Genomic DNA, 22099 nt, shown 5'->3' on the forward strand with positions numbered 1-22099 from the left:
GCTCAGCAATCGCTCAAACGCAAAAAGATAGCCGCAAGTGCTTCGATGCCTTGCTGATCCTGCGCTGAAAAACGCCCGATGCTCGGACTGTCCAGATCCAGCACACCGATCAAACGACCGTCCTTGATCAAAGGCACCACCAATTCACTGTTGGACGCGCTGTCGCAGGCAATATGCCCTGCAAACGCGTGTACATCCTCAACCCGCTGGGTCTCTCGGGTTGCGGCCGCAGCTCCGCACACCCCCCGACCAAACGGGATGCGCACACAGGCGATCTGGCCCTGAAAAGGGCCCAGTACCAACTCATCATTGCGATTGAGGTAAAACCCGGCCCAATTTAAATCGTCGAGCTGGTGATACAAAAATGCCGAAAACTGTGCGGCATTGGCAATAAAGTCACGCTCATCAGCCAACAAGGACTCCAGTTGCGCCTTCAACAAGGCATAACCGTCCAAACCATCACCTGTTGCGTTCAAATCAATCATTCGGTTGCTCCAACAATTTCAATCCAACCCAGTAGCGTGCGAACTGGTAAGCGCAGCGTCCATTACGATTGCCACGCCCGGTTGCCCAGCGCACGGCCAAAATATCCAGCGCCTCATTGCGCTCCCACTGCAAACCGGCCTTGCCCGCCAACACGCCGATCCAGTGTTCAACCACGCTCAGAAAGTGTTCCTGCGTAAACGGGTAAAACGACAGCCACAGGCCAAATCGATCAGACAACGCAATCTTGTCTTCCACGGCTTCGCTGGGATGCAGTTCACCATCGACGTGCTTCCAGTTTTCGTTGTCGCTTTCTTTTTCTGGCACTAAATGCCGGCGGTTAGACGTGGCATACAACAGAACGTTTTCCGGGGCTTGCTCAAGGGAGCCATCCAGCACGCTTTTCAGCACGCGGTAATCGCCCTCGCCGGCCTCGAAAGACAAGTCATCACAAAACAGTACAAAACGTTGCTCCAGACCTTGCAGGGCTTCAACCACGCGAGGCAGGTCGGCGAGGTGATCGCGCTCGATTTCAATCAGGCGCAACCCCTGCGAGGCGTATTCGGCCAGCAACGCCCGAATCAAGGAGGACTTACCCGTGCCGCGCGACCCCCAAAGCAATGCATGGTTGGCCGGTAAACCGTCCAGAAATTGTTTAGTATTGCGGCCCAATTGATCGCGCTGCTGATCGACGCCAATCAAGTCGGTAAGACGCATCTGAAGGCTGACATCCAGCGGCATCAAATAACCCGTACGCCCTTCGCGCTGCCAGCGTGCGGCGAGTGAGCGATCCCAATCCACCGGTTGGCGGATCGCCGGCAGCAACGGTTCAATACGCGCAAGCACCGCGTCAGCACGCTCAAGAAAGGCATTCAGTTTAGAATCCACAACATCTCCTCAGACTGATACACACAAAGCGCATTGATGGAGTGGACACGGATGCCCATCCCCGGATTAGCGGATACGTAATTACCAGCGGTTAACTGGGCAAAGTCTGCCAGCTAACCTGTTAATCTCTTGCCAGCCGACAGGACATGGAAACAGGTGCAGCACCTTATGGACATAAAACTCACCCATCGCCTGTCGTTCAAGCAGGCACGGCTGACAGTGCTGGTCGGCTTTGTACTGGGAACGCTGCTCAGCCTGCTGCAAATCGGCATCGATTATGCCAGCGAAAACGCTGCCATCAATCGTGAAATCTATTCCTTGCTTGAGATCAGCCATAACCCGGCTTCACGGATTGCCTACAATCTGGACTCTGAGCTGGCTCAAGAGTTAGTGCTGGGGCTGTTGCGCTCGCCCGCAATCATCGGCGCGCAATTGAACGACAACGATAAGTCGGTGCTGGCATCGGTGCAGGATCAGCCCGAATCCGGGCGCTACCGGGCACTCAGTGACTTCCTGTTCGGGGCCAATCGTTCGTTTGATGACCGGCTCTACTTCAATCACATGCCGGAACAAAGCGTTGGCGTGCTGCACCTTGAGGTAGACACCTACCCTTTTGGCAGCCGTTTTTTACACCGGGCCGAAGTGACCTTGCTCAGCGGCTTCGCCCGCAGCCTCATCCTGTCAGGCATTTTACTCGGCCTGTTTTATGTGATGCTGACCCAGCCATTGGTGCGGGTGATCCGTGAGCTGAGCAACAGCAAACCCGGCGACCCTCAACCTTCACGTATCCATTGCCCGCCCGGCCACGAAGACGATGAAATCGGGGTGTTGGTCAACGTTGCCAATCAGCAGTTTGATGCACTGGTGCGTGAAATCGAACAGCGGCGCAGCGCTGAAAACCGTCTGAACGAATACCTGGCGCAGCTGGAACACATTGTGTCTGCCCGCACCCAGCAATTAAAAGCGATCAATGACCGCCTCAGCCAGTCCAATGAAGAACTGGAAGCCGCCCGTAGCACGGCGCTGGAAATGGCCCAGGCACGCTCCGCCTTTTTGGCCAATATGAGTCACGAAATACGCACCCCTCTCAATGGGTTGTTGGGCATGCTCGCCCTGACCCTGGACAGCCCGCTCAATGCTGAACAACACCAGCAACTGTCGATTGCCCATGATTCGGGCAAAGTGCTGGTCGAGCTGCTCAACGATATTCTCGACCTGTCCAAATTCGACGCCGGGCAATTGGAACTGGAGCACATTGCGTTCGATCTTGGGACGCTGGTTGAGGACACCGCCAACCTGCTGTCGCAGAACGCTGCGCCCAGCGTCGAGCTAACGTGCCTGATCGACCCGCAGTTCCCGGCGCTGGTATTGGGCGATCCGACGCGGGTGCGTCAGATCGTCAGCAACTTGTTATCCAACGCCCTGAAGTTCACCCGGTTCGGGCGGGTGGATGTGCGCCTGAGCGCACAGCATGATCGCGTGCGTATCGAGGTCTGCGACACAGGGATTGGGATTGCTCAAGAGGCACAGGCCAGAATCTTTCAACCTTTTACCCAAGCGGGCGCCGGTATCACTCGCCAGTACGGCGGCACAGGCTTGGGCCTGGCATTGACCAACAGCCTGTGTGAAGTCATGCAAGGGCGCTTGACCATCAGCTCCGAAGTGGGTTTTGGCAGTCAGTTCTGCGCTGAACTGCCCCTGCCCTGCCACACAGAGGCGATTACGCCCAAACCCCTTTTGGGTAATGTGATTGCGGTCACAACCGCGAGCAGTGGCCTGGCAGAGTTACTGAGCAGCCTATTGCCGATCTGGGGCCTGAAATTTCAGCGCTTTTCGATCGACGACTCCTTGGCCAAGGTCAATCCTGACTTGTTGATCACGGACTGCCCCGAATGCCTGTTTGGCTTACGCCCGGCGATCAGCACACCGATCTTACTGGTCACCGCCTATGGCAATTTCATGCCGAGCGATCAGGTCAATGCGCTGGCGCCGCTCCAGCAGAAAGCCCGGCCCCTTTCGCGTAAAGCGCTCTATCAAACCTTGCAGCACTTATTGCAAAAAGACGATGACGAGACCTTGCGTGCACCGACCCACCACCTGCCCACCCCGCACCGGGCACACATTCTATTGGTGGAAGACAACCCGGTTAACCAGCTGGTCGCCAAAGGCATGCTGAGCAAACTGGGCTGCGAAGTAGTGGTTGCTGCCCACGGCGGGGAAGCCTTGAGGCAGTTAGCGCAGAACCGTTTTGATCTGGTGCTGATGGACTGCAACATGCCCGTTATGGATGGCTATGAGGCCAGTCGGCAAATACGCCAAAGCGGACTGTGGCCAGACCTGCCGATAGTTGCTCTGACAGCCAATTCCATGCCTGAGGAGCGTGAACGTTGCCGCACGGCAGGCATGAATGACTACCTGTCCAAGCCGTTCCGGCGTGAAGAGTTGCAAGCGCTGCTCGATACGTGGGTGCCGCTCAAGCCTTAGGCAGAGGGCGTAGCTGCGAACGAATGAGAAGCGTGGCTAACGCTCGTACATAAACACCTCAGCCATCGCCTTTAGGGCCGCGCCTGCACACGCAGCAGTGCTTCGATGTCAGCTTTCAAGGCATCGGGTTTCGTCGCAGGGGCATAGCGTTTGATACTGCGACCGTGCTCACTGATCAAAAACTTGGTGAAGTTCCACTTGATGCCTGTGGACCCCAACAGTCCAGGGGCGCGCTGTTTGAGGGCAGTAAAGAGAGGGTGCGCCTGAGGGCCATTCACTTCGACTTTCTTGAACAACGGGAAGCTCACGCCAAAGTTCACCTCGCAAAATTGCAAGATTGCCGCTTCATCCCCGGGTTCCTGTTGCCTGAACTGGTTGCAGGGAAACCCCAGAATGACCAAACCTTGATCCTTGTACTGCTGCCACAGCGCTTCCAGCCCTTTGTACTGTGAGGTAAACCCGCAGTTGCTCGCGGTATTAACCACCAACACGGCTTTGCCCCCGAAGTCGGCCAAGGTCTTTTGCTCACCGCTCAGTGTGGTGCAAGCAATGTTCAACAGGTTGTCAGTCATGACGCCACCCTCGATAACGTGAAGTTCAGTCGCGCGCCACGAAGTCCAGGCACACCGAGTTGATGCAATAACGCAAACCGGTAGGTGGCGGGCCGTCAGGAAATACGTGGCCCAAATGCGCATCACATTTGGCACACGTCACTTCAGTGCGGACCATGCCGTGGCTCACATCACGAATCTCGACCATCGCACTCTCGCCAATGGGTTGATAAAAACTTGGCCAACCACAGCCTGAGTCAAACTTGGCCGCAGAGTCGAACAACGGCTCATTACAACAAATGCAATGATAAACACCGTCCGTTTTGGTGGCGTTGTACTTGCCGGAGAATGGCCGCTCGGTGCCCTTGAGGCGGCACACGTTGTATTGCTGTGGGTCGAGCATGGCCTTCCACTCGTCCAGTGTTTTTTCCAACTTTTGCATGCTTAAGCCCCTGTCACTGAAAAACCCCGACCAGTGGCTTTTCCAGGGGTCGGGTGGCACGTATGATTGCGCCTCGTTAAGCGCCAGTCTGGCACCCGCGTTATGTGCATTCAAACGGATTCTTGAAGCAAAGCGGGTTGCCGCTGTGTGAAGACACAGAATTTCCCAGTGCAGGCGTCACGTCCTGGCTGGATCGTTCATTTTCGGGATCACATCGCCATGCAGGTCAGCAAATCAAACAAGCTCGCCAACGTCTGTTATGACATTCGCGGCCCAGTGCTCAAGCACGCCAAACGTCTGGAAGAGGAAGGCCACCGCATCCTCAAGCTGAATATCGGCAACCCGGCGCCATTTGGTTTTGAAGCGCCGGACGAAATCCTTCAGGACGTGATCCGCAATTTGCCTACCGCTCAGGGCTACAGCGACTCCAAGGGCCTGTTCAGCGCTCGCAAAGCCGTGATGCAGTACTACCAGCAAAAGCAGGTAGAAGGCGTGGGCATTGAAGACATCTACCTGGGTAATGGCGTCTCCGAACTCATCGTGATGTCGCTGCAAGCGTTGCTCAACAATGGCGATGAAGTGCTGGTGCCCGCACCCGATTACCCGCTATGGACCGCAGCCGTAACGCTGGCAGGTGGCCATCCGGTGCACTACCTGTGTGACGAGCAAGCCAACTGGTTCCCTGACCTGGCCGATATCAAAGCCAAAATCACCCCAAACACCAAAGCGATGGTCATCATCAACCCGAACAACCCAACGGGTGCGGTGTATTCCAAAGAACTGCTGCAAGGCATGCTGCAAATCGCTCGCCAGCACAACCTGGTGGTGTTCTCGGATGAGATCTACGACAAAATTCTGTATGACGATGCCGTGCACATCTGCACTGCGTCGCTGGCACCGGACGTGCTCTGCCTGACCTTTAACGGCCTCTCCAAGTCGTACCGGGTGGCAGGTTTCCGTTCCGGCTGGATCGCCATCTCCGGTCCCAAGCACAATGCCCAAAGCTACATTGAAGGCATCGACATGCTGGCCAACATGCGCCTGTGCGCCAACGTGCCTAGCCAGCATGCCATCCAGACCGCGCTCGGTGGCTACCAGAGCATCAATGACCTGGTGCTACCCAACGGCCGCTTGCTGGAGCAACGTAACCGCACCTGGGAGTTGCTCAATGACATTCCGGGCGTCAGTTGCGTAAAACCGATGGGCGCGCTGTATGCCTTCCCGCGCATTGATCCAAAAGTCTGCCCGATTCTTAACGACGAGAAATTCGTGCTCGACTTGCTGCTGTCGGAAAAACTGCTGGTGGTGCAAGGCACGGCGTTCAACTGGCCGTGGCCAGATCACTTTCGTGTGGTAACACTGCCACGCGTGGACGAACTGGATCAGGCGATCGGCAGAATCGGTAACTTCCTGAAAACCTACCGTCAGTAATTTCTCTACATGCTGTGCGACGCATCAAATGTCGCACAGCATGTGTCTAATGAAACATTCTTCACTTACTGTGCCCTCCGGGCCTTTTCGCGCCTGAATACGCCTTAAAAAATCCTTAAGCCTCGTATCCACTGGGTTTTGTGGGAATTTTTGAGCCTAAAAAAAGTCAATCCGTATTAGGAAATGGCTCTCTTGCAACTAGAATCACGCTGTAGGACACAGTTTGAAATAGTCACTTGGTTGAATAGCCTGTAACAGCACCTTATATACCCCGCATGCGGCAATACCTAAAGACGAGGAGATTCTTACAACCATGATGCGCATTTTGCTGTTTTTGGCCACTAACCTGGCGGTCGTGCTGATTGCCAGCATCACCCTGAGCCTGTTCGGCTTTAACGGGTTCATGGCGGCCAACGGGGTTGATCTGAACCTCAGTCAGCTGTTGGTTTTCTGTGCAGTCTTTGGTTTCGCAGGGTCTCTGTTCTCGCTGTTCATCTCCAAATGGATGGCGAAAATGAGCACAAGCACCCAGGTGATTACTCAACCTCGTACTCGTCATGAACAATGGCTGATGCAAACCGTTGAGCAATTGTCTCGGGAGGCCGGGATCAAAATGCCCGAGGTCGGGATCTTCCCGGCTTATGAGGCCAATGCTTTTGCAACCGGCTGGAACAAGAACGATGCCCTGGTGGCTGTTAGCCAAGGGCTTTTGGAGCGTTTCTCGCCCGATGAAGTGAAAGCCGTGCTGGCTCACGAAATCGGCCATGTGGCCAACGGTGACATGGTCACCCTGGCACTGGTTCAGGGCGTGGTGAACACCTTCGTCATGTTCTTTGCACGCATTATCGGCAACTTTGTCGACAAAGTGATTTTCAAGAACGATGAAGGCCGAGGCATTGCCTATTACGTTGCGACCATTTTTGCCGAGTTGGTACTGGGCTTCCTGGCCAGCGCCATCGTGATGTGGTTCTCGCGCAAACGTGAGTTCCGGGCAGATGAAGCCGGTGCTCATCTGGCGGGTACCGCCGCCATGATCAGCGCCCTGCAACGTCTGCGCTCCGAACAGGGCCTGCCGGTGCATATGCCTGACACCTTGGCCGCCTTTGGTATCAATGGCGGTATCAAGCAGGGCCTGGCGCGCATGTTCATGAGCCACCCGCCACTGGAAGAACGTATCGATGCATTGCGTCGTCGCGGCTAACCTGACGGCACAGGCACAATAAAAGGGCGACTTCGGTCGCCCTTTTTCATGTTCGCCGCAGCGGGCTTAGACGTTTTTTTGCAAGCGATACGCGCGCTCTACCAAACGAGTGGCGCCCTTATTCAGAAAGTTCCAGCTCTTGTCCAGAATGTCGGATTGCTCCAGCACCTCCAGTGACCACTCTGGGGTCAGCAGGCGCTGAATCTCTGTATCCGGCACTGAGAATGGCGGCCCCTGCATTTCGGATTGATCGTAGTCGAGGGTAATCAACAGGCCCTTGCAATCGCGCGGCAAAACGTTCGTCAAGTGGGTCACGTAATTTGCTCGCATCTCAGGCGGTAAGGCGATGATTGCCGCACGGTCATATAACCCCTGACACGTCGCCACATCGTCTGCGCTGATCGCAAACACATCACCACACATGAGCGTCACAGGCCCTGCCTCATAGACGCTCAACGCGCCACGCCGGGTAATGTCGGGTTTGAGGTTATGCTCGCTGAAATAGCGCTCTACAGCAGCCTCAGACAACTCGACACCCAACACGTGGTAACCGTTAGCGGCCAGCCAGGTGATATCCAGACTTTTCCCACACAATGGCACCAGCACACGCGCACCGGCCTCTAACCCCAAGGCTGGCCAATATCGCGCCAAATACGGGTTGACGTGGTCCAGGTGAAAGCCAATCTGATTGTTCTTCCACCGGTCGTGCCAAAACTCAGGCTGCATGATTCACCTTTAAATTCGATAGATAAGTACTAAAACTTATATTGGATTTAGATCAATGATCAGGATGAAGATGACGCATCTTAACCTTGAGACATAACGCCATGCTCCCCAGTCTTTTTATCTCCCATGGCTCGCCGATGCTGGCACTCGAGCCAGGCGCCAGTGGCCCCGCCCTGACTCGCCTGGCCAGTGAATTGCCACGACCTAAAGCAATTGTAGTGATGTCTGCCCATTGGGAAAGCCCCGAACTGCGCGTTAGCAGCGCCGCAGCGCCTGAAACGTGGCACGATTTTGGCGGTTTCCCTCCTGCGTTGTTTGCCGTGCAATACCCCACGCCGGGCGAGCCTGCCCTGGCGGCGCGCATTGCTCAAATGCTGCAAGACGGCGGCCTACCCGCACAACTCGACGCCAAACGCCCTTTCGATCACGGCACCTGGGTGCCGCTGTCATTGATGTACCCGGCAGCGGATATTCCGGTTGTACAAGTTTCACTGCCCAGCCACAAAGGCCCGGCTTATCAGACACAAATCGGTCGCGCTTTGGCGAGTTTGCGTGAAGAAGGCATTTTGCTGATCGGTTCTGGCAGCATTACCCACAACTTGCGTGAGCTTGACTGGCGTGCGGGGCCAGAGAACATCGAGACTTGGGCCAAAGATTTTCGTGACTGGATGATTGAAAAGCTCACCCATGATGACGAGGCAGCGCTGCACGACTATCGCCGCCAGGCGCCAAGTGCCGTACGCAGCCACCCGAGTGACGAGCACTTGCTGCCGCTTTATTTCGCTCGCGGTGCCGGGGGTGCTCCTCGTATTGAACACGAGGGCTGGACGATGGGCGCTCTGGGGATGGACATCTATCGGTTCGGGTGAACCTGCAATCGCTACAACGCGATCCGATTGAGCAAAGAACCGGCTCAGCTTGCGTGCCTTGGCTGCCTCTACGGGCAGTCCCCAAAAAAGGCAGGCAAAAAAAATCCCCGAACCAGTCGGGGATTTTTTTAGCGATCAATCACTGCAACAGTGATTAATCTTCGCGATAGCGACGCAGCTTGAGCTGCTTGCCTGCAACGCGAGTATCTTTGAGCTTGGCCAGCAGTTTTTCCAGGCCATCTTCCGGCAGTTCTACCAGGCTGAAGCTATCACGCACTTGAATGCGACCGATGGCTTCACGTGCCAGACCACCCTCGTTGAGGATAGCGCCCAGCAGGTTCTTGGCAGCGATGCCATCACGCGCGCCCAGCGCGGTACGGCAACGAGCACGGCCTTCGGCCAATGCCACCGGAGCGCGACGCTCACGATCACCACGGTCCGGACGGTCACCCGAACGCTCGGAACGCTCACGCGGTGCACTGTTAGGCACCAGTGGGCGATCACGCTCGATCGCAGCCAAGGTCAGCGCCTGACCATTGGTGGCTTTGCGCAACAGCGCTGCGGCCAATGCACGTGGGCTGCAACCGATATCGGCAATCAGGCGATCCAGCAGATCACCGTGAGTCGATTCAGCGTCAGCCACCAGCGGCGTCAGGCTGTTGGTCAGTTTCTTGATGCGAGCATCGAGAACAGCTTGGGCATCCGGCAGGCGGACTTCAGCAACCTTTTGACCGGTTACACGCTCGATCACTTGCAGCATGCGACGCTCACGCGGCGTAACCAGCAACAGGGCGCGACCTTCGCGACCGGCACGGCCAGTACGGCCGATACGGTGAACGTAGGACTCTGGATCGTAAGGCATGTCAACGTTGAACACGTGGGTGATACGTGGAACGTCAAGACCACGTGCCGCTACGTCGGTCGCCACAACGATGTCCAGACGGCCATCTTTGAGGGATTCGATAACGCGCTCACGCTGGTTCTGAGCAATGTCACCGTTCAGCGCAGCAGCTTTATAGCCTTTGGCTTCCAGGGCACTGGCCAGGTCCAGGGTCGCTTGCTTGGTGCGCACGAACATGATCAGGGCGTCGAAATCTTCAACTTCCAGCAGGCTCAATACAGCCGAGGTCTTCTGGTCAGCGTGAACCAACAGGTGAGCCTGTTCGATCGCGGTAACGGTCTGAGTCTTGGTCTGAATCTTCACGTGTTGCGGGTCGCGCAGGTGGCGCTCAGCAATGGCACGGATCGACTGCGGCAAGGTCGCCGAGAACAATACGGTCTGGCGAGTCGCTGGCAAGGCCTTGAAGATCACTTCAAGGTCATCCATGAAGCCCAGCTTGAGCATTTCGTCAGCTTCGTCGAGAACCAGGTGGTTCACGGTCGCCAGTACTTTTTCGTCACGACGCAAGTGGTCGCACAGACGGCCCGGGGTGGCGACAACGATTTGTGCGCCATTACGGATTGCTTTCAGTTGTGGGCCCATAGGCGCGCCGCCGTAAACGGCCACAACAGTTACACCCGGCATTTGCTTGGCGTAGGTTTCGAAAGCGGTTGCTACTTGCAGCGCCAACTCACGGGTTGGCGCCAGGATCAGGGCTTGCGGCTCGCGCTTAGCAGGATCGATGCGGTGCAGGATCGGCAGGGCGAACGCGGCGGTTTTACCCGTACCGGTTTGCGCCTGACCAATCATGTCGTGACCGGCCATGATGATCGGGATCGATTGCTGCTGAATAGCCGAAGGTTCTTCGTAGCCAGTTGCTGCAACGGCTGCAAGAATGTTCGGATTAAGATTAAAAGCGGCGAAGCCGCCGGTTTCCTGGGTCATGGGTCTGCCTCTAAGTGCATCCGCAAAGACCCATGCTCCAAAGCTGCGCATGCCGTGTAAGACTCAAGAGTCGCCCTGGCTGCTTTGTCGGCGGGGATTTGCGAAAACGTTTAAATGAATGGAGCGTTCAGGGTTGTCCGCGAAACGGACGAGCAGCCGAAGCGTGCTTCGGGAAATGCGACACCTAAACGTGGCCCGGCTAAAGGCCGGCGCGCACTATACCGGATTTATCAAAAAAAAGAAGCGTTTTTTTAAGGATAAAAGCGCTGAACGCCTCTGTAGACCGGGCCTTGACGATATTTTGCACACTGCAAAATGATCAAACCCTCGCTCGCGGGCTAAAACGTTTCACCTTCGCCCTTCACGTGGCGGGGCGAATGGCCTTGATCAAGGACTCCAGCGAGTAGCCCAAACGCGAGGCCAGACCCTCGGCACGCAGCGTCAAAGCCGGCAGCTCCAGCGTTTGTTCCAGATCGGCAGGCACCATCAAAATGACGTTCCCCTCCTTCACCGGCAGCTCCCAATAGTGACGATGGAATAACCCGCGCAGCAGCGCTGCACCCAGCGGCTTGCCATCATCCGTGGCCCACTGGTTGATGATCAGCCAACCGTTGGGGTTGAGCTTGTTCTGGCAGCTTTCAAGAAAGTTCCAACCCAGATGAGCAGGCGCAGGCCCCAAGTCGTTGTACAGGTCGACAAAAATCAGGTCCGCCGACTCCGCACTTTCCAGCAACTCTTGCGCATCGCCGATGCGAATGTACAAGCGCGGGTCATCGTCCAGCCCAAGGTACTCGATGGCCAGACGCGGAACATCCGGGCGCAACTCAATGGCTTCGACATCCTCAAGGGGCAAAAACTTCAGGCAGGCCTGGGTCAGGGTTCCGGCGCCCAAACCTAGAAACAAGGCGCTTTCGGGGGTTTCATGGCACAGCGCGCCAATCAGCATGGCGCGGGTGTAGTCGTATTCCAGCCAGCTGGGATCAGCGGTGAACACGCAACTTTGCTCGATCGCATCGCCAAATTCGAGGAAGCGGTAGTCTTCAACTTCAAGTACTCGAATCAGGCCGAAGTCATCATGAACCTCAGCGAGCAGACGCTCAACGCGCTCCTCAGACATTTCCTCTCCTTGCCGCGACCCGGCACAACCCGGGCATCGCTCTAAAAAAACACCACTCGGCGCCGAGCAGAAAGGCGCGATTGTCGGCCATTGCCACGCAACAGGTCACGCACTAATTGCTGATAACATGCGCCATCTCCCCTTGACACTAGAGTCTGCGATGAGCCAACCCTGGACCCCCGACAGCTGGCGCGCCCTGCCAATCCAGCAACAACCGCACTACCCTGATGCCGCGCACGTACTGCGTGTCGAGCAGAGCCTGGCGAGTTACCCGCCACTGGTCTTTGCGGGCGAGGCTCGCGAATTACGCCGTCAGTTTGCCGAGGTCACACAAGGTCGGGCGTTTCTGTTGCAGGGCGGCGATTGCGCTGAAAGCTTTGCCGAGTTTTCCGCCGCCAAAATTCGCGACACGTTCAAAGTGTTGCTGCAAATGGCAATCGTCATGACCTTCGCCGCAGGTTGCCCGGTGGTCAAGGTCGGGCGCATGGCCGGGCAATTCGCCAAGCCGCGTTCGGCCAACGATGAAACGATCAATGGCGTAACCCTGCCAGCGTACCGGGGCGACATAGTTAACGGCATCGGCTTCGATGAAAAAAGCCGCGTGCCGGACCCCGATCGTCTGGTGCAAGCCTATAACCAGTCAACGGCGACCCTGAACCTGCTGCGCGCCTTTGCCCAGGGCGGCTTTGCCGACCTGCATCAGGTTCACAAATGGAACCTGGACTTCATCGCCAACTCGGCACTGGCGGATAAATACAGCCAGTTGGCCAGCCGCATCGACGAAACCTTGGCCTTTATGCGTGCCTGCGGCATGGACAGCTCGCCGCAGTTGCGCGAGACCAGCTTCTTCACGGCTCACGAAGCGCTGCTGTTGAACTACGAAGAAGCGTTCGTGCGTCGCGACAGCCTGACCAACGATTATTACGATTGCTCGGCCCACATGCTGTGGATCGGCGATCGCACGCGCCAGCTCGACGGCGCACATGTCGAGTTCCTGCGCGGGGTCAATAATCCGATTGGGGTCAAGGTTGGCCCGAGCATGAACACCCAAGACCTGATCCGCCTGATCGATATCCTCAACCCGGACAACGACCCAGGCCGCCTCAACTTGATCGTGCGCATGGGCGCCAATAAGGTGGGCGATCACCTGCCAAGCCTGATCCGCGCGGTCGAAGGCGAAGGCAAGCAGGTGCTCTGGAGCTGTGACCCGATGCACGCCAACACGATCAAGGCCAGCAGCGGTTACAAGACCCGCGACTTCGCGCAGATCCTCGGCGAGGTGAAGCAGTTCTTCCAGGTGCATGAGGCCGAGGGCAGCTATGCAGGCGGCATTCACATCGAAATGACCGGACAAAATGTCACTGAATGCATTGGTGGCGCGCGTCCGATTACCGAAGATGGCTTGTCGGACCGCTACCACACCCACTGCGACCCACGCATGAATGCCGATCAGTCGCTGGAACTGGCGTTTTTGATTGCCGAAACGCTCAAGCAGGTTAAGCGCTGAGTGAGCACGCAGTTGCGATCTCTTGCTGTTAAAAAGGATCGCAACCTGCCCCATCGCCAACACGGGTTGCGGCTCATTTGTTGAACGGGTCTTCCCAAAAATGCCGGTGACTTTCGGTTTCAATATCCGCCCGACTCAACCCCAAATCCTTCAGCGTGGCATCACTGACCCGCCTTAAATGTGCGCGTTCGCGCGACAGTTGATGCCAGCGAACCACCCGCGTAAACCAGCCTGCACGTATCTGACCTTTCATCGCTCAAATCCTCCTTGGGGATGACTCAAGTCTGCGCGCTGGCATAAGATCAATCCAACGAATGCTTCTTATGCAATTCATTTACGAGATTGATCAATGGCTGACTTTCCGAGCATCGACACCGACCTGCTGCGCACGTTCGCAGCCATCGCCGATCACGGTGGATTTACCCGCGCAGCCGAAGCCGTCAACCGCACTCAATCGGCGGTGAGCATGCAAATGAAACGGCTGGAGGAAGACGTGCTGCAATGCCCGCTCTTTCAGCGCGAGGGGCGCAACGTGGTGCTCACTGCCGAAGGGCAGGTGTTGCTGGGCTATGCGCGGCGCATTCTTAAATTACACAGTGAGGTGTTCAATACCCTGCGCCAGCCGCAGATGGTGGGCATGATCAAAATCGGCTCGCCGGATGATTATGTGATGCGTTTTTTGCCCGGCATTCTTTCGCGCTTTGCCCAGGACTATCCGCTGATCAATGTCGAAGTGCATTGCGAACCTTCAGCGCAGTTGTTGCAGCGTAACGATCTGGACCTGACCATCGTCACCCGCAAACCCGGCTCTGAAAGGGGCCAGATCTTGCGCCAGGAACGCTTCGTGTGGATGGTGGCTCAAGGTTTCTCGCCGCACGAGCAAACGCCCTTGCCCCTGGCGATGTTCAATACCGAGTGCTTTTGCCGGATCTGGGCCTGCAATGCACTGGATGCATTACAGCGCGAGTACCGCGTTGCCTACACCAGCGCCAGCCTGGCAGCCATCAATGCAGTCGTGAGCACAGGACTTGCAGTGACTGCACAGCTCGAAAGCCTGTTGACACCCGACCTGCGTATCGTGGGCGAAGCCGAAAACCTGCCGCTCTTGCCTACGGCCAGTATCGTGCTGCTGCGCAAGGCCACCACCACGCCCTCCCCCATCATCGAGTGTTTTGCTCAGTACATCATCGACGGCTTCAAGCCTTGATCGCCAGCAGCCCGGCACAGATCAGCAAAAAGCCGCAGTACATGCCACGCAATACGCGCTCCGGTAGCGCATGGGCCACCTTGACCCCCCAACTGATACTCAACAGGCCACCAATGGCCATCGGCACCCCCATGTGCCAGTTCACTTCATGGTGCACGGCATAGGTGAGCAGCGTGACGCTGGTACTGGGCGCCGCCAGCGCCAGGGACATCCCCTGAGCCATCACTTGCGAAGTGCCGAAGACGCTGGTCAGTACGGGGGCCGCCACCACAGCGCCGCCCACACCGAACAGTCCGCCTGTCGTCCCCGCCAGCGCGCCCAGCACGCCATACCACGGCCAACCGAAGCGAGTGTTTGCAGCGGCTTGCGCCGAAGCACCATAAAGTTTGATCAGGTTATAGAGGGTGATGGTCAGCAAGAATCCGACAAACCCCCAGCGGATCAGGCTTGGGTCCAGGCCGACCGCGAGCATGGCGCCCAGCCAGGCAAAACAAAAGCTCATCACCACCAAGGGCAATGCCTGGCGCCAATCGATACGGTTGCGCTGGTTATAGCGGTACAGCGCCACGAACACATTGGGCACCGACATCACCAAGGCCGTGCCCTGCGCCATCTGTTGATCCAGCCCGAACCACAAGCCCAGTACCGGAATGGCGATCAAGCCGCCACCAATGCCGAACAACCCGCCCAGCGCGCCCAAGGCAATCCCCAGCGCGGCATACATTGCAAAATCGATCAGCATGACTGGCCCTCTTGGTGAGCCGCCATGCTACCCAGTCACTCGCCTGTGGCAAAGCTCAAAACCGGGCCTTGCGCACGATTTCATCGAGCAAAAAAAACCCGACCATAAGGCCGGGTTCTTTTGTGGTGCGGTTAACGCAAGGTTTAAACCTTGGCGCGGCCCTTGTAGGAGCCACCGTCACGGGTGTCGATCTCGATCCAGTCGCCGATTTCAACGAAATCTGCAACGCTCAGCTCGGTACCGTTTTTCAGTTTGGCAGGCTTCATCACCTTGCCCGAAGTGTCGCCGCGCGCGGAACCTTCGGTGTAGTCAACCTGACGCACGATGGTGGTCGGCAGCTCTACGGAAACCAGGCGGTCTTCAAAGAAGATGGCTTCGCAAACATCGGTCATGCCTTCTTCAACGAAAGGCAGAACGGCTTCGATGTCTTCAGCGTTCAGCTCGTACATGGTGTAGTCAGTGGTGTCCATGAACGTGTAGGTGTCGCCGGAGATGAACGACAGGGTCGCTTCTTTGCGATCCAGGATCACGTCTTCCAGCTTGTCATCAGCGCTGTAAACGATTTCAGTTTTGTAGCCGGTCAGCAGGTTCTTCAGCTTGGTCTTCATGATCGCGCTGTTACGGCCCGACTTGGTGAATTCAGCTTTCTGAACCAACCAAGGGTCGTTTTCGAGCTTGATGACGGTGCCGGGTTTAAGCTCTTTACCAGTTTTCATTGCGAGTATCCGAATTTGGATTGAGATTTACAAAAATCTAGGCCGCGTATCATATCCAATTTCTATAAAACAGTACCAGCGCTTGCGCAAGATCAGCCTGCATTGCCTGTTGCAAGCACCAGCGCTCGCTGTGCGCGGTGATTTCAGGCCAGTGTTCAAGCACGGCATTCCAGCTGTGCGCCATGTCAGCGCCAGCATTCCAGGCCAGACACAGCTCGGTGAACGCCTGCGCGGCAGGCACGGACAAGTCTTTGACGTACAACGCCAAAAACGCCTTGAGCTTGATCCAGTGCGCGTCCTCTTCTTGCTTATAGATGTGCCACAGCAGCGGACGGCCCGCCCATTGCGCCCGCACAAATGAATCCTCGCCACGCACGGCATTGAAGTCACAACTCCATAACAGGCGATCGTAATCCTCTTGCCGGACGAACGGCAGAGCTTGAACGCTCAGTTGACCCCGCTGCTCAACCGTTCCAAGTGGCAATTGATCAACACCCAGCCAGCGCAATAAGTCCCCCATGATGCGACCTTGCGGCACCAATAAATGCGTGGGTCGAGCGCCCGCAGCCATCGCCTCCAGCCAGCTGGCCAGCCCGGTGTTTTCGTAAGCAAAGAGCGAAATCAGGCGCGCACCGTCTAACGCATACACCCCCAGCGCCTGCAAAAAAGCACGTCGTGCCTGCGGATCACGCTCAAACGCCTGGCGTCGGGCAATCAGATCCGCTTCTCGCAACAGGCCCCCCGTGCCTTTCTCAAAGCCGGGAAAGAAGAACATGCGCTTGAGCCCGTCAGGCCGCAGCGAGGGTAATCCGTGACAACCGGTCACCCAGTCTTCGGCGCTTAAATACTCAAGGTTGATCCACAGCGCAGGCACAGCCCGGGCTTTCATGGCCAGCAGATAAGCCTCTGGCAGTTTGCAGGCAAAGGCTTCGATGACGACATCAGCCACCTGCGCCGCCTCCCACTCCTGCGGCCACAGATGCACCTCAACCCCTTGGCGCCATTGTTGGGTTGCCGTGGCGTCTGCCTCGGGACAAAGCGCGACAAACGCCTGCAAGTCGTCGACCCACAACCGCACGGCCACGTCATGTTCAGCAACCAATTGCCGGGCCAGCCGCCAGGTCACACCAATGTCGCCGTAGTTATCGACCACACTGCAAAAAATATCCCAGGAGGCTTTCATTCCGGGCTCCAACGCTCAAAAGGCGGATTGTCCGCATAAAACAGTCGATACAGAAGCGCTGACGCGGATTAATCTGCTCGGGAGTCGTGCGACAATCGCCGCTCTCATCCATTCGCGCCTGTCAGGAGGCTGTCATGCCCGCTCGTCCGATTGCTCGCCGTCGATTGTCTGTCAGGTTAAGCCCGCTGTCGTTGATCGGCTGTATCGCCGCTGGCCTTTGGCTAGGCTGCATGGCGATTGCGCTGACCGGCTGGCTACTTTATCGCACGCTCGGGCCTGCCCCTCTGGCGCCAGTGGTCAACGACCTGCGCCAAATCATCCAACCGCAACCGCCCGTTCCAACGCCTGAAGCCAGCAATGTGATGTTTGAGCAGTACCAGCAGAGTCTTTATCAAAGCGAGCAACAGCAACGTCTCGACCAAGCGCGCAGCAACTATCGCAACCTGTCCAACCCAACGTGCCAGTTTTGGTTACAGCAAGACCAAAATGCCCCAACCGATAAAAGCCGGGCTAATGTGCTGCGCTTTTGCAATTAACCTCAGACATAAAACACCTCCCTTATGAACAAGACTCTTGTGCACCGCCTGCTACTGGAAAAGCTTGAGGTGGACCTCGACGTACTCCAGCGCGCCGCTCAAACGGCTTATGAAGCCGCCACGCACGAAGAGAATGTCGCGGAAAACAAATACGACACGCTGGGCCTGGAAGCCTCGTATCTGGCGACGGGGCAAGCGCGCAGGGTTGAGCAGATCCGCCAGTCGCTGAAAAGCTGTCGGACAATGGCGCTAGAGCCGTTCAATGCGGCGCGCGGGATTCAGGTCGGCGCACTGGTCAACCTGGAAGCCGAAAACGGCAATACGCAGCATCTATTTCTGGCGCCTGATGCCGCCGGCCTCACACTCTGTGTTGAAGGGCAAACCGTGACGGTTATCACCCCGCGTTCACCGCTAGGCACAGCGCTGCTGGGCAAACAGGTGGACGATGACGTGCAGATCACCGTGGGCGCTACAGCGCAATACTTCAGCGTCTGCACGATTGAATAGACGGGCTGCGCTGGATCGCGAGCCGGATTGCGCCTGCGGGGCTACTCGCTGCGACTTACTTGGCAGCCGCCATCAGACGGTTCACTTCACTGCGCACCATGTTGGCGTACTCCGGCGGTGACATCGCGTCCAGTTCCGAGCGCACCCATTCAGCCCACTTGCCCTTGCGCTTGGAGCGCTCACCAAACAAACGCGCCGCATCCCCTTTGGCCTTGCCCAGATTGCTCTGCCAAAGATCAAACAGACGGGACTTTTCATCTTCAAGCGCAGCACGCTCAGCGAGAGACTTATTGGCGAGGTTGAAGCTCATGAGATTTTCCTGCGGCGTAAATTGGGCTACATCTTACACCGTCAAAAGAAGTGTCTCAGCCTGGTTTTTAACTACGCTGTCACCCTAGTACCGCACCCCGTGCGAAAACAGATGCAACTTTTCAGTACGGGACTGACTCCATTACTCATCACCCTTTCACCTGCAAGGAGTACCGCAATGGCTCGAAAAAACGCCGTACACGCCGCTGAAGACCAAATCAAAGACCAGGCTTTCAGTGAGCTGCAAGACCTGATTGCCGAATCGGAAAAGCTGCTTAAAGACAGTGCGTCACTGGTCGGCGAAGAGGGTGAGACCCTGCGTGCGCAAGTTGGCCTGAAACTTAAACAGGCGCTGGATTCGGTGAGCAATGTGCGCGAGCGCACCAAGCCCGTCGTGGACGCCACAGAAAATTACATCGGTGGTCATCCATGGCAGACCGTGGCGATTTCGGCAGGCTTTGGCCTGGTGGTTGGCCTGTTACTGGGGCGCCGCAACTAATCAGCTTTGTAGTCCGACAGCGCTGCACCTGCACAGCCCTTCGCCTCCCTGGCGAGGGGCTTTGTTGTTTGAGCCGTTATTTTTTTCGACATACTCAGTGACATTGACGCCCGACAGTCCCGATACTTCACGCCACTCCCAACGCCTTCGAGACAGTCAATGTCAGCCTCAACTGCTGCCGCCAAGCCCTTAAGTACCGCCCTGATTCTGCTGATGGCGACCGCCACCGGCCTGGCGGTTGCCAGCAACTACTACGCGCAACCGTTGCTTCACACCATCGCCCAACACATGGGCTTGAGCATGAGCGGCGTTGGCTCCGTGGTCATTACCGCGCAGCTGAGCTACGGCGCAGGCCTTTTGTTGCTAGTACCACTGGGGGACTTGTTCGAGCAACGCCGGCTCATTGTGATCATGACGGTACTCAGTGCGCTGGGGCTTCTTTTAAGCGCATTTTCTCCTTCGTTGACCTGGCTGTTACTGGGCACGGCGATGACGGGACTGTTTTCAGTGTCAGCTCAAATACTGGTAACCATGGGGGCCAGCCTGACAGATCCGCAAAGTCGCGGGCGCGTAGTAGGCACCTTGATGAGTGGCCTGCTGCTGGGGATTTTGCTCGCGCGAACGGTTGCGGGGGCGTTGTCCTCGGCGGGTGATTGGCGAACTATCTACTTGCTGGCGGCAGCACTGATGTTTATCAGCGCCATCGCTTTGTTTGTCGCCCTGCCCAGCCATCACCACAGTGCGGGCTTGAGCTACCCGAAATTGCTGGGGTCGGTGTTTCGCCTGTTCGTCGAAGAGCCAGTGCTGCGCCTGAGAGCCGCATTGGGTTTATTGACGTTCTCGCTGTTTGCCTTGTTCTGGACCCCGCTGGCTTTTCTGCTGGCGGTGCCACCTTATAGCTACTCAGACGCCGTGATCGGCTTGTTCGGCCTGGCCGGTGCCGTCGGCGCACTGGCGGCCAGCTGGGCCGGACGCATGGCTGACCGAGGCAAAGGGCAGCAGGCCACCACCGTCGGCTTGCTGGTCCTGCTTGCTTGCTGGCTACCGATGGCGTTTGCCGGCACCTCGTTGACCGCCTTGTTGATCGGCGTGCTGGCATTGGATTTTGCCGTGCAACTGGTTCACGTCAGCAATCAGAATGCGGTGTTTCAAGTCCGTCCTGCTGCGCGTAATCGCCTCAATGCCGGTTACATCACCTGTTATTTCATCGGTGGCGCGCTGGGTTCACTGGTGGGTGCGCAAACCTATCCGATCTATGGGTGGGATGGCATCGTGCTCGTCGGGGCCGTCATCGCCACATTAACCCTGGCTGTCTGGGGTTACGCCTTGCAACGCGAAAGCAAGCTGCAACCCGTCGACTAGAGAGTGTTACAGCACTTCTCATCACTTGGCTTAGTCGCTAGGATGCATTCCCCCTGAAAATAACCTGCCCGCGCAGACCCTCTTATAGCTCCGAGATAACGAATGATCCCTAAAGAATCGCGCAACGAACTCGCCCTGGACACATTCATCAAGGCGCACCCGCACTTAATCGAAGAAATGAAGGAACTGAGCCACGAAGACCGGCAACAGCAAATCCTCTGGGCATTTGAAGATGAAGCACAAAGCCGCGGACTGGACACGTGGGAACTGGCGCTGGAGCTGATTGCACGCTCACCTGAAGAACTCGCAGCCATGCGCCGGGAGGTTCATCAAGAGGCGGCTGAAGCACTGGACATGAGCTGGGAAGAATACTGCGGATTCAACGACATCGCGGTGTGAGTGGCGCGCGCATTGAGTGACGCAACGGTTGTCAGCCAACCGTTCGTCACTTGAGTGGCACCAATCGATAACACGCACACACCAACATCATGTAGTCCTCGCCCACCTTGGAGCTGACCTCATGATGACGCTGCTCAAACACCTCTCTTTCGCCGCCGCGCTAGGCATTTTATCCGCCAGTTCGTATGCCGCACCGTCTTCAACGGGACCGACCATCCCCGAAAATCCCGTCAACCCGCCTGCAACTCAAGGGGTTGAACCCAGCATCAATCAGGATTCCAAAATCCATAACGATGCCGATACGCCTACCCATCCTTCAGTTGACCCCAGGATTCAGGGCAATGACCCTGGCCGCCAGGGCGGTATGAATACCGACGGAAATGGCCCAGTGGGCGATGATCCAAGCCCACATCCACGCCCCTGACCCCATCAGGCCCGGCCGAGCCTTAGGCAGGCTGGTAAAGCACTGGACGCTGGCTTTTATCACACACCCGCGCAGCACTGAGATTCATTTCTGGAGCGTTGCGGCGTCACCTTTTTGGTGAGCCGCCGCGAGCTTTTTGGCCATTTCCAGGTGCATTTCCAGTTTCGGCAAATACTTTTGGGCAAACGCTTTCAACTCCGCAGATTTAGACTGTTGCGCCTCTTGCTTAAACAGGGCGATTGCATCCTCATGAGTGGTGACTTGATTAGCCGCATAGGCCACATCAAAGGACGCGCCCTCTTGCACTTGAAGCATCATGTTCTTCACCTTGCTCAACATGTCCTCTTCAGTCGCCAAGGCCCACCCTTGTTTATGGGCGATTTCCTTCAAATCGCGATTGGCATCGGTATGATCCCTAATGACTTCTACGGCGTAGCTATTGATGTCCACAGAGGTGGTTTTCTGAATCGCCATACGGCTGTTTTCAATCTCTGCAATCCCAGCCGCAGACGCCTCGTCAACAAACTCGGCCGGGCTTGCAGCCGCAGCAGAACCGGCCATGAAAACGGCATAAACCACTGCGCAGCCAGCGACAAAACGTTTAGGGGCACACGGGGTAGTCATAACATCCTCCAAAAAAAGGCAGGTTTTGCCCTGCACAGAATCTGAAGGCGTGTGGTGGCAAAGGTTT

The 22099-nt window shown here is 56.8% G+C and carries 25 protein-coding genes; 12 read left to right on the forward strand and 13 right to left on the reverse strand.

What is annotated here, in order from left to right:
- Window positions 1-2: 2 nt before the first annotated feature.
- Together GYN01_RS03235 and GYN01_RS03240 are read right to left on the reverse strand one after the other, a co-directional pair.
- Window positions 3-485: a GAF domain-containing protein gene (locus tag GYN01_RS03235; protein ID WP_048362993.1), complete on the reverse strand. Its 483-nt coding sequence runs from the start codon at window positions 483-485 to the stop codon at window positions 3-5.
- Window positions 478-1371 (reverse strand): DUF815 domain-containing protein, encoded by an 894-nt coding sequence (locus tag GYN01_RS03240; RefSeq protein ID WP_203306584.1) that lies wholly within the window; start codon window positions 1369-1371, stop codon window positions 478-480. The genes GYN01_RS03235 and GYN01_RS03240 overlap by 8 nt, the downstream gene beginning before the upstream one ends.
- A gap of 168 nt (window positions 1372-1539) precedes the next feature.
- On the opposite strand from GYN01_RS03240, the gene GYN01_RS03245 reads away from it, so the two are divergent.
- Entirely contained in the window at window positions 1540-3855 is a 2316-nt protein-coding gene (locus GYN01_RS03245; protein ID WP_048398698.1) for a response regulator, read from the forward strand.
- Between the two features lie 71 nt (window positions 3856-3926).
- Here GYN01_RS03245 and GYN01_RS03250 read toward each other — a convergent pair whose 3' ends face one another.
- Together GYN01_RS03250 and msrB are read right to left on the reverse strand one after the other, a co-directional pair.
- Complete coding sequence (locus GYN01_RS03250) at window positions 3927-4427, reverse strand: glutathione peroxidase (RefSeq protein WP_048398695.1); 501 nt, start codon at window positions 4425-4427, stop codon at window positions 3927-3929.
- Between the two features lie 25 nt (window positions 4428-4452).
- Window positions 4453-4848, reverse strand: coding sequence for a peptide-methionine (R)-S-oxide reductase MsrB (msrB, locus tag GYN01_RS03255; RefSeq protein WP_048398693.1), 396 nt, complete (start codon window positions 4846-4848; stop codon window positions 4453-4455).
- Window positions 4849-5067: 219 nt separating this feature from the next.
- On the opposite strand from msrB, the gene GYN01_RS03260 reads away from it, so the two are divergent.
- Window positions 5068-6279, forward strand: coding sequence for a pyridoxal phosphate-dependent aminotransferase (locus tag GYN01_RS03260; RefSeq protein ID WP_048362988.1), 1212 nt, complete (start codon window positions 5068-5070; stop codon window positions 6277-6279).
- Window positions 6280-6592: 313 nt separating this feature from the next.
- A complete protein-coding gene (gene htpX / locus GYN01_RS03265) occupies window positions 6593-7480 on the forward strand; it encodes a protease HtpX (protein ID WP_048362987.1) in 888 nt (295 codons plus the stop codon).
- A 66-nt stretch (window positions 7481-7546) separates the two neighbouring features.
- Here htpX and GYN01_RS03270 read toward each other — a convergent pair whose 3' ends face one another.
- On the reverse strand, window positions 7547-8206 hold the full coding sequence (locus GYN01_RS03270; protein WP_048398685.1) for a thiopurine S-methyltransferase: 660 nt from the start codon (window positions 8204-8206) through the stop codon (window positions 7547-7549).
- A gap of 101 nt (window positions 8207-8307) precedes the next feature.
- Between GYN01_RS03270 and GYN01_RS03275 the strand changes: the two genes are divergently transcribed.
- Window positions 8308-9075 (forward strand): DODA-type extradiol aromatic ring-opening family dioxygenase, encoded by a 768-nt coding sequence (locus tag GYN01_RS03275; protein WP_048398683.1) that lies wholly within the window; start codon window positions 8308-8310, stop codon window positions 9073-9075.
- A gap of 154 nt (window positions 9076-9229) precedes the next feature.
- Here GYN01_RS03275 and GYN01_RS03280 read toward each other — a convergent pair whose 3' ends face one another.
- Together GYN01_RS03280 and GYN01_RS03285 are read right to left on the reverse strand one after the other, a co-directional pair.
- On the reverse strand, window positions 9230-10900 hold the full coding sequence (locus GYN01_RS03280) for a DEAD/DEAH box helicase (protein ID WP_048362984.1): 1671 nt from the start codon (window positions 10898-10900) through the stop codon (window positions 9230-9232).
- Between the two features lie 361 nt (window positions 10901-11261).
- Complete coding sequence (locus GYN01_RS03285) at window positions 11262-12017, reverse strand: spermidine synthase (protein ID WP_203306585.1); 756 nt, start codon at window positions 12015-12017, stop codon at window positions 11262-11264.
- Window positions 12018-12177: 160 nt separating this feature from the next.
- Here GYN01_RS03285 and GYN01_RS03290 point away from each other — a divergent pair, with 160 nt between their 5' ends.
- Complete coding sequence (locus tag GYN01_RS03290; protein ID WP_048398680.1) at window positions 12178-13524, forward strand: class II 3-deoxy-7-phosphoheptulonate synthase; 1347 nt, start codon at window positions 12178-12180, stop codon at window positions 13522-13524.
- A 73-nt stretch (window positions 13525-13597) separates the two neighbouring features.
- Here the strand turns inward: GYN01_RS03290 and GYN01_RS03295 are convergent, their stop codons facing one another.
- Window positions 13598-13777: a DUF1127 domain-containing protein gene (locus GYN01_RS03295; protein WP_048362981.1), complete on the reverse strand. Its 180-nt coding sequence runs from the start codon at window positions 13775-13777 to the stop codon at window positions 13598-13600.
- A 96-nt stretch (window positions 13778-13873) separates the two neighbouring features.
- Between GYN01_RS03295 and GYN01_RS03300 the strand changes: the two genes are divergently transcribed.
- Window positions 13874-14731, forward strand: coding sequence for a LysR family transcriptional regulator (locus GYN01_RS03300; RefSeq protein WP_048362980.1), 858 nt, complete (start codon window positions 13874-13876; stop codon window positions 14729-14731).
- On the opposite strand, the gene GYN01_RS03305 is transcribed toward GYN01_RS03300, so the two are convergent.
- From GYN01_RS03305 to earP, 3 genes are all read right to left on the reverse strand, one after another.
- A complete protein-coding gene (locus GYN01_RS03305) occupies window positions 14721-15473 on the reverse strand; it encodes a sulfite exporter TauE/SafE family protein (RefSeq protein ID WP_203306586.1) in 753 nt (250 codons plus the stop codon). The genes GYN01_RS03300 and GYN01_RS03305 overlap by 11 nt on opposite strands.
- A 143-nt stretch (window positions 15474-15616) precedes the next feature.
- Window positions 15617-16189 (reverse strand): elongation factor P, encoded by a 573-nt coding sequence (locus GYN01_RS03310; RefSeq protein ID WP_016780001.1) that lies wholly within the window; start codon window positions 16187-16189, stop codon window positions 15617-15619.
- A gap of 49 nt (window positions 16190-16238) precedes the next feature.
- The gene (gene earP / locus GYN01_RS03315) at window positions 16239-17372 is read right to left on the reverse strand and encodes an elongation factor P maturation arginine rhamnosyltransferase EarP (RefSeq protein WP_203306587.1); all 1134 of its coding nucleotides are present in this window, start codon (window positions 17370-17372) and stop codon (window positions 16239-16241) included.
- A 134-nt stretch (window positions 17373-17506) separates the two neighbouring features.
- Between earP and GYN01_RS03320 the strand changes: the two genes are divergently transcribed.
- Window positions 17507-17908, forward strand: coding sequence for a hypothetical protein (locus GYN01_RS03320; protein WP_203306588.1), 402 nt, complete (start codon window positions 17507-17509; stop codon window positions 17906-17908).
- 24 nt (window positions 17909-17932) lie between these two features.
- Window positions 17933-18415, forward strand: coding sequence for a GreA/GreB family elongation factor (locus GYN01_RS03325; protein WP_203306589.1), 483 nt, complete (start codon window positions 17933-17935; stop codon window positions 18413-18415).
- 55 nt (window positions 18416-18470) lie between these two features.
- On the opposite strand, the gene GYN01_RS03330 is transcribed toward GYN01_RS03325, so the two are convergent.
- The gene (locus GYN01_RS03330; protein ID WP_048362975.1) at window positions 18471-18725 is read right to left on the reverse strand and encodes a hypothetical protein; all 255 of its coding nucleotides are present in this window, start codon (window positions 18723-18725) and stop codon (window positions 18471-18473) included.
- Between the two features lie 177 nt (window positions 18726-18902).
- On the opposite strand from GYN01_RS03330, the gene GYN01_RS03335 reads away from it, so the two are divergent.
- From GYN01_RS03335 to GYN01_RS03350, 4 genes are all read left to right on the forward strand, one after another.
- Entirely contained in the window at window positions 18903-19223 is a 321-nt protein-coding gene (locus GYN01_RS03335) for an ElaB/YgaM/YqjD family protein (protein ID WP_048362974.1), read from the forward strand.
- 159 nt (window positions 19224-19382) lie between these two features.
- Window positions 19383-20585, forward strand: a complete 1203-nt coding sequence (locus tag GYN01_RS03340) for an MFS transporter (protein WP_048398670.1) — start codon at window positions 19383-19385, stop codon at window positions 20583-20585.
- A 102-nt stretch (window positions 20586-20687) separates the two neighbouring features.
- Window positions 20688-20984, forward strand: a complete 297-nt coding sequence (locus tag GYN01_RS03345) for a DUF6388 family protein (protein WP_048362972.1) — start codon at window positions 20688-20690, stop codon at window positions 20982-20984.
- A gap of 121 nt (window positions 20985-21105) precedes the next feature.
- A complete protein-coding gene (locus tag GYN01_RS03350) occupies window positions 21106-21408 on the forward strand; it encodes a hypothetical protein (RefSeq protein WP_082149301.1) in 303 nt (100 codons plus the stop codon).
- An 84-nt stretch (window positions 21409-21492) separates the two neighbouring features.
- Here GYN01_RS03350 and GYN01_RS03355 read toward each other — a convergent pair whose 3' ends face one another.
- Entirely contained in the window at window positions 21493-22032 is a 540-nt protein-coding gene (locus GYN01_RS03355) for a DUF4142 domain-containing protein (RefSeq protein WP_048362970.1), read from the reverse strand.
- Between the last annotated feature and the right edge of the window lie 67 nt (window positions 22033-22099).

Origin of the sequence: Pseudomonas weihenstephanensis (genome assembly GCF_016812185.1) — a bacterium.
Taxonomy (GTDB): Bacteria; Pseudomonadota; Gammaproteobacteria; order Pseudomonadales; family Pseudomonadaceae; genus Aquipseudomonas; species Aquipseudomonas weihenstephanensis.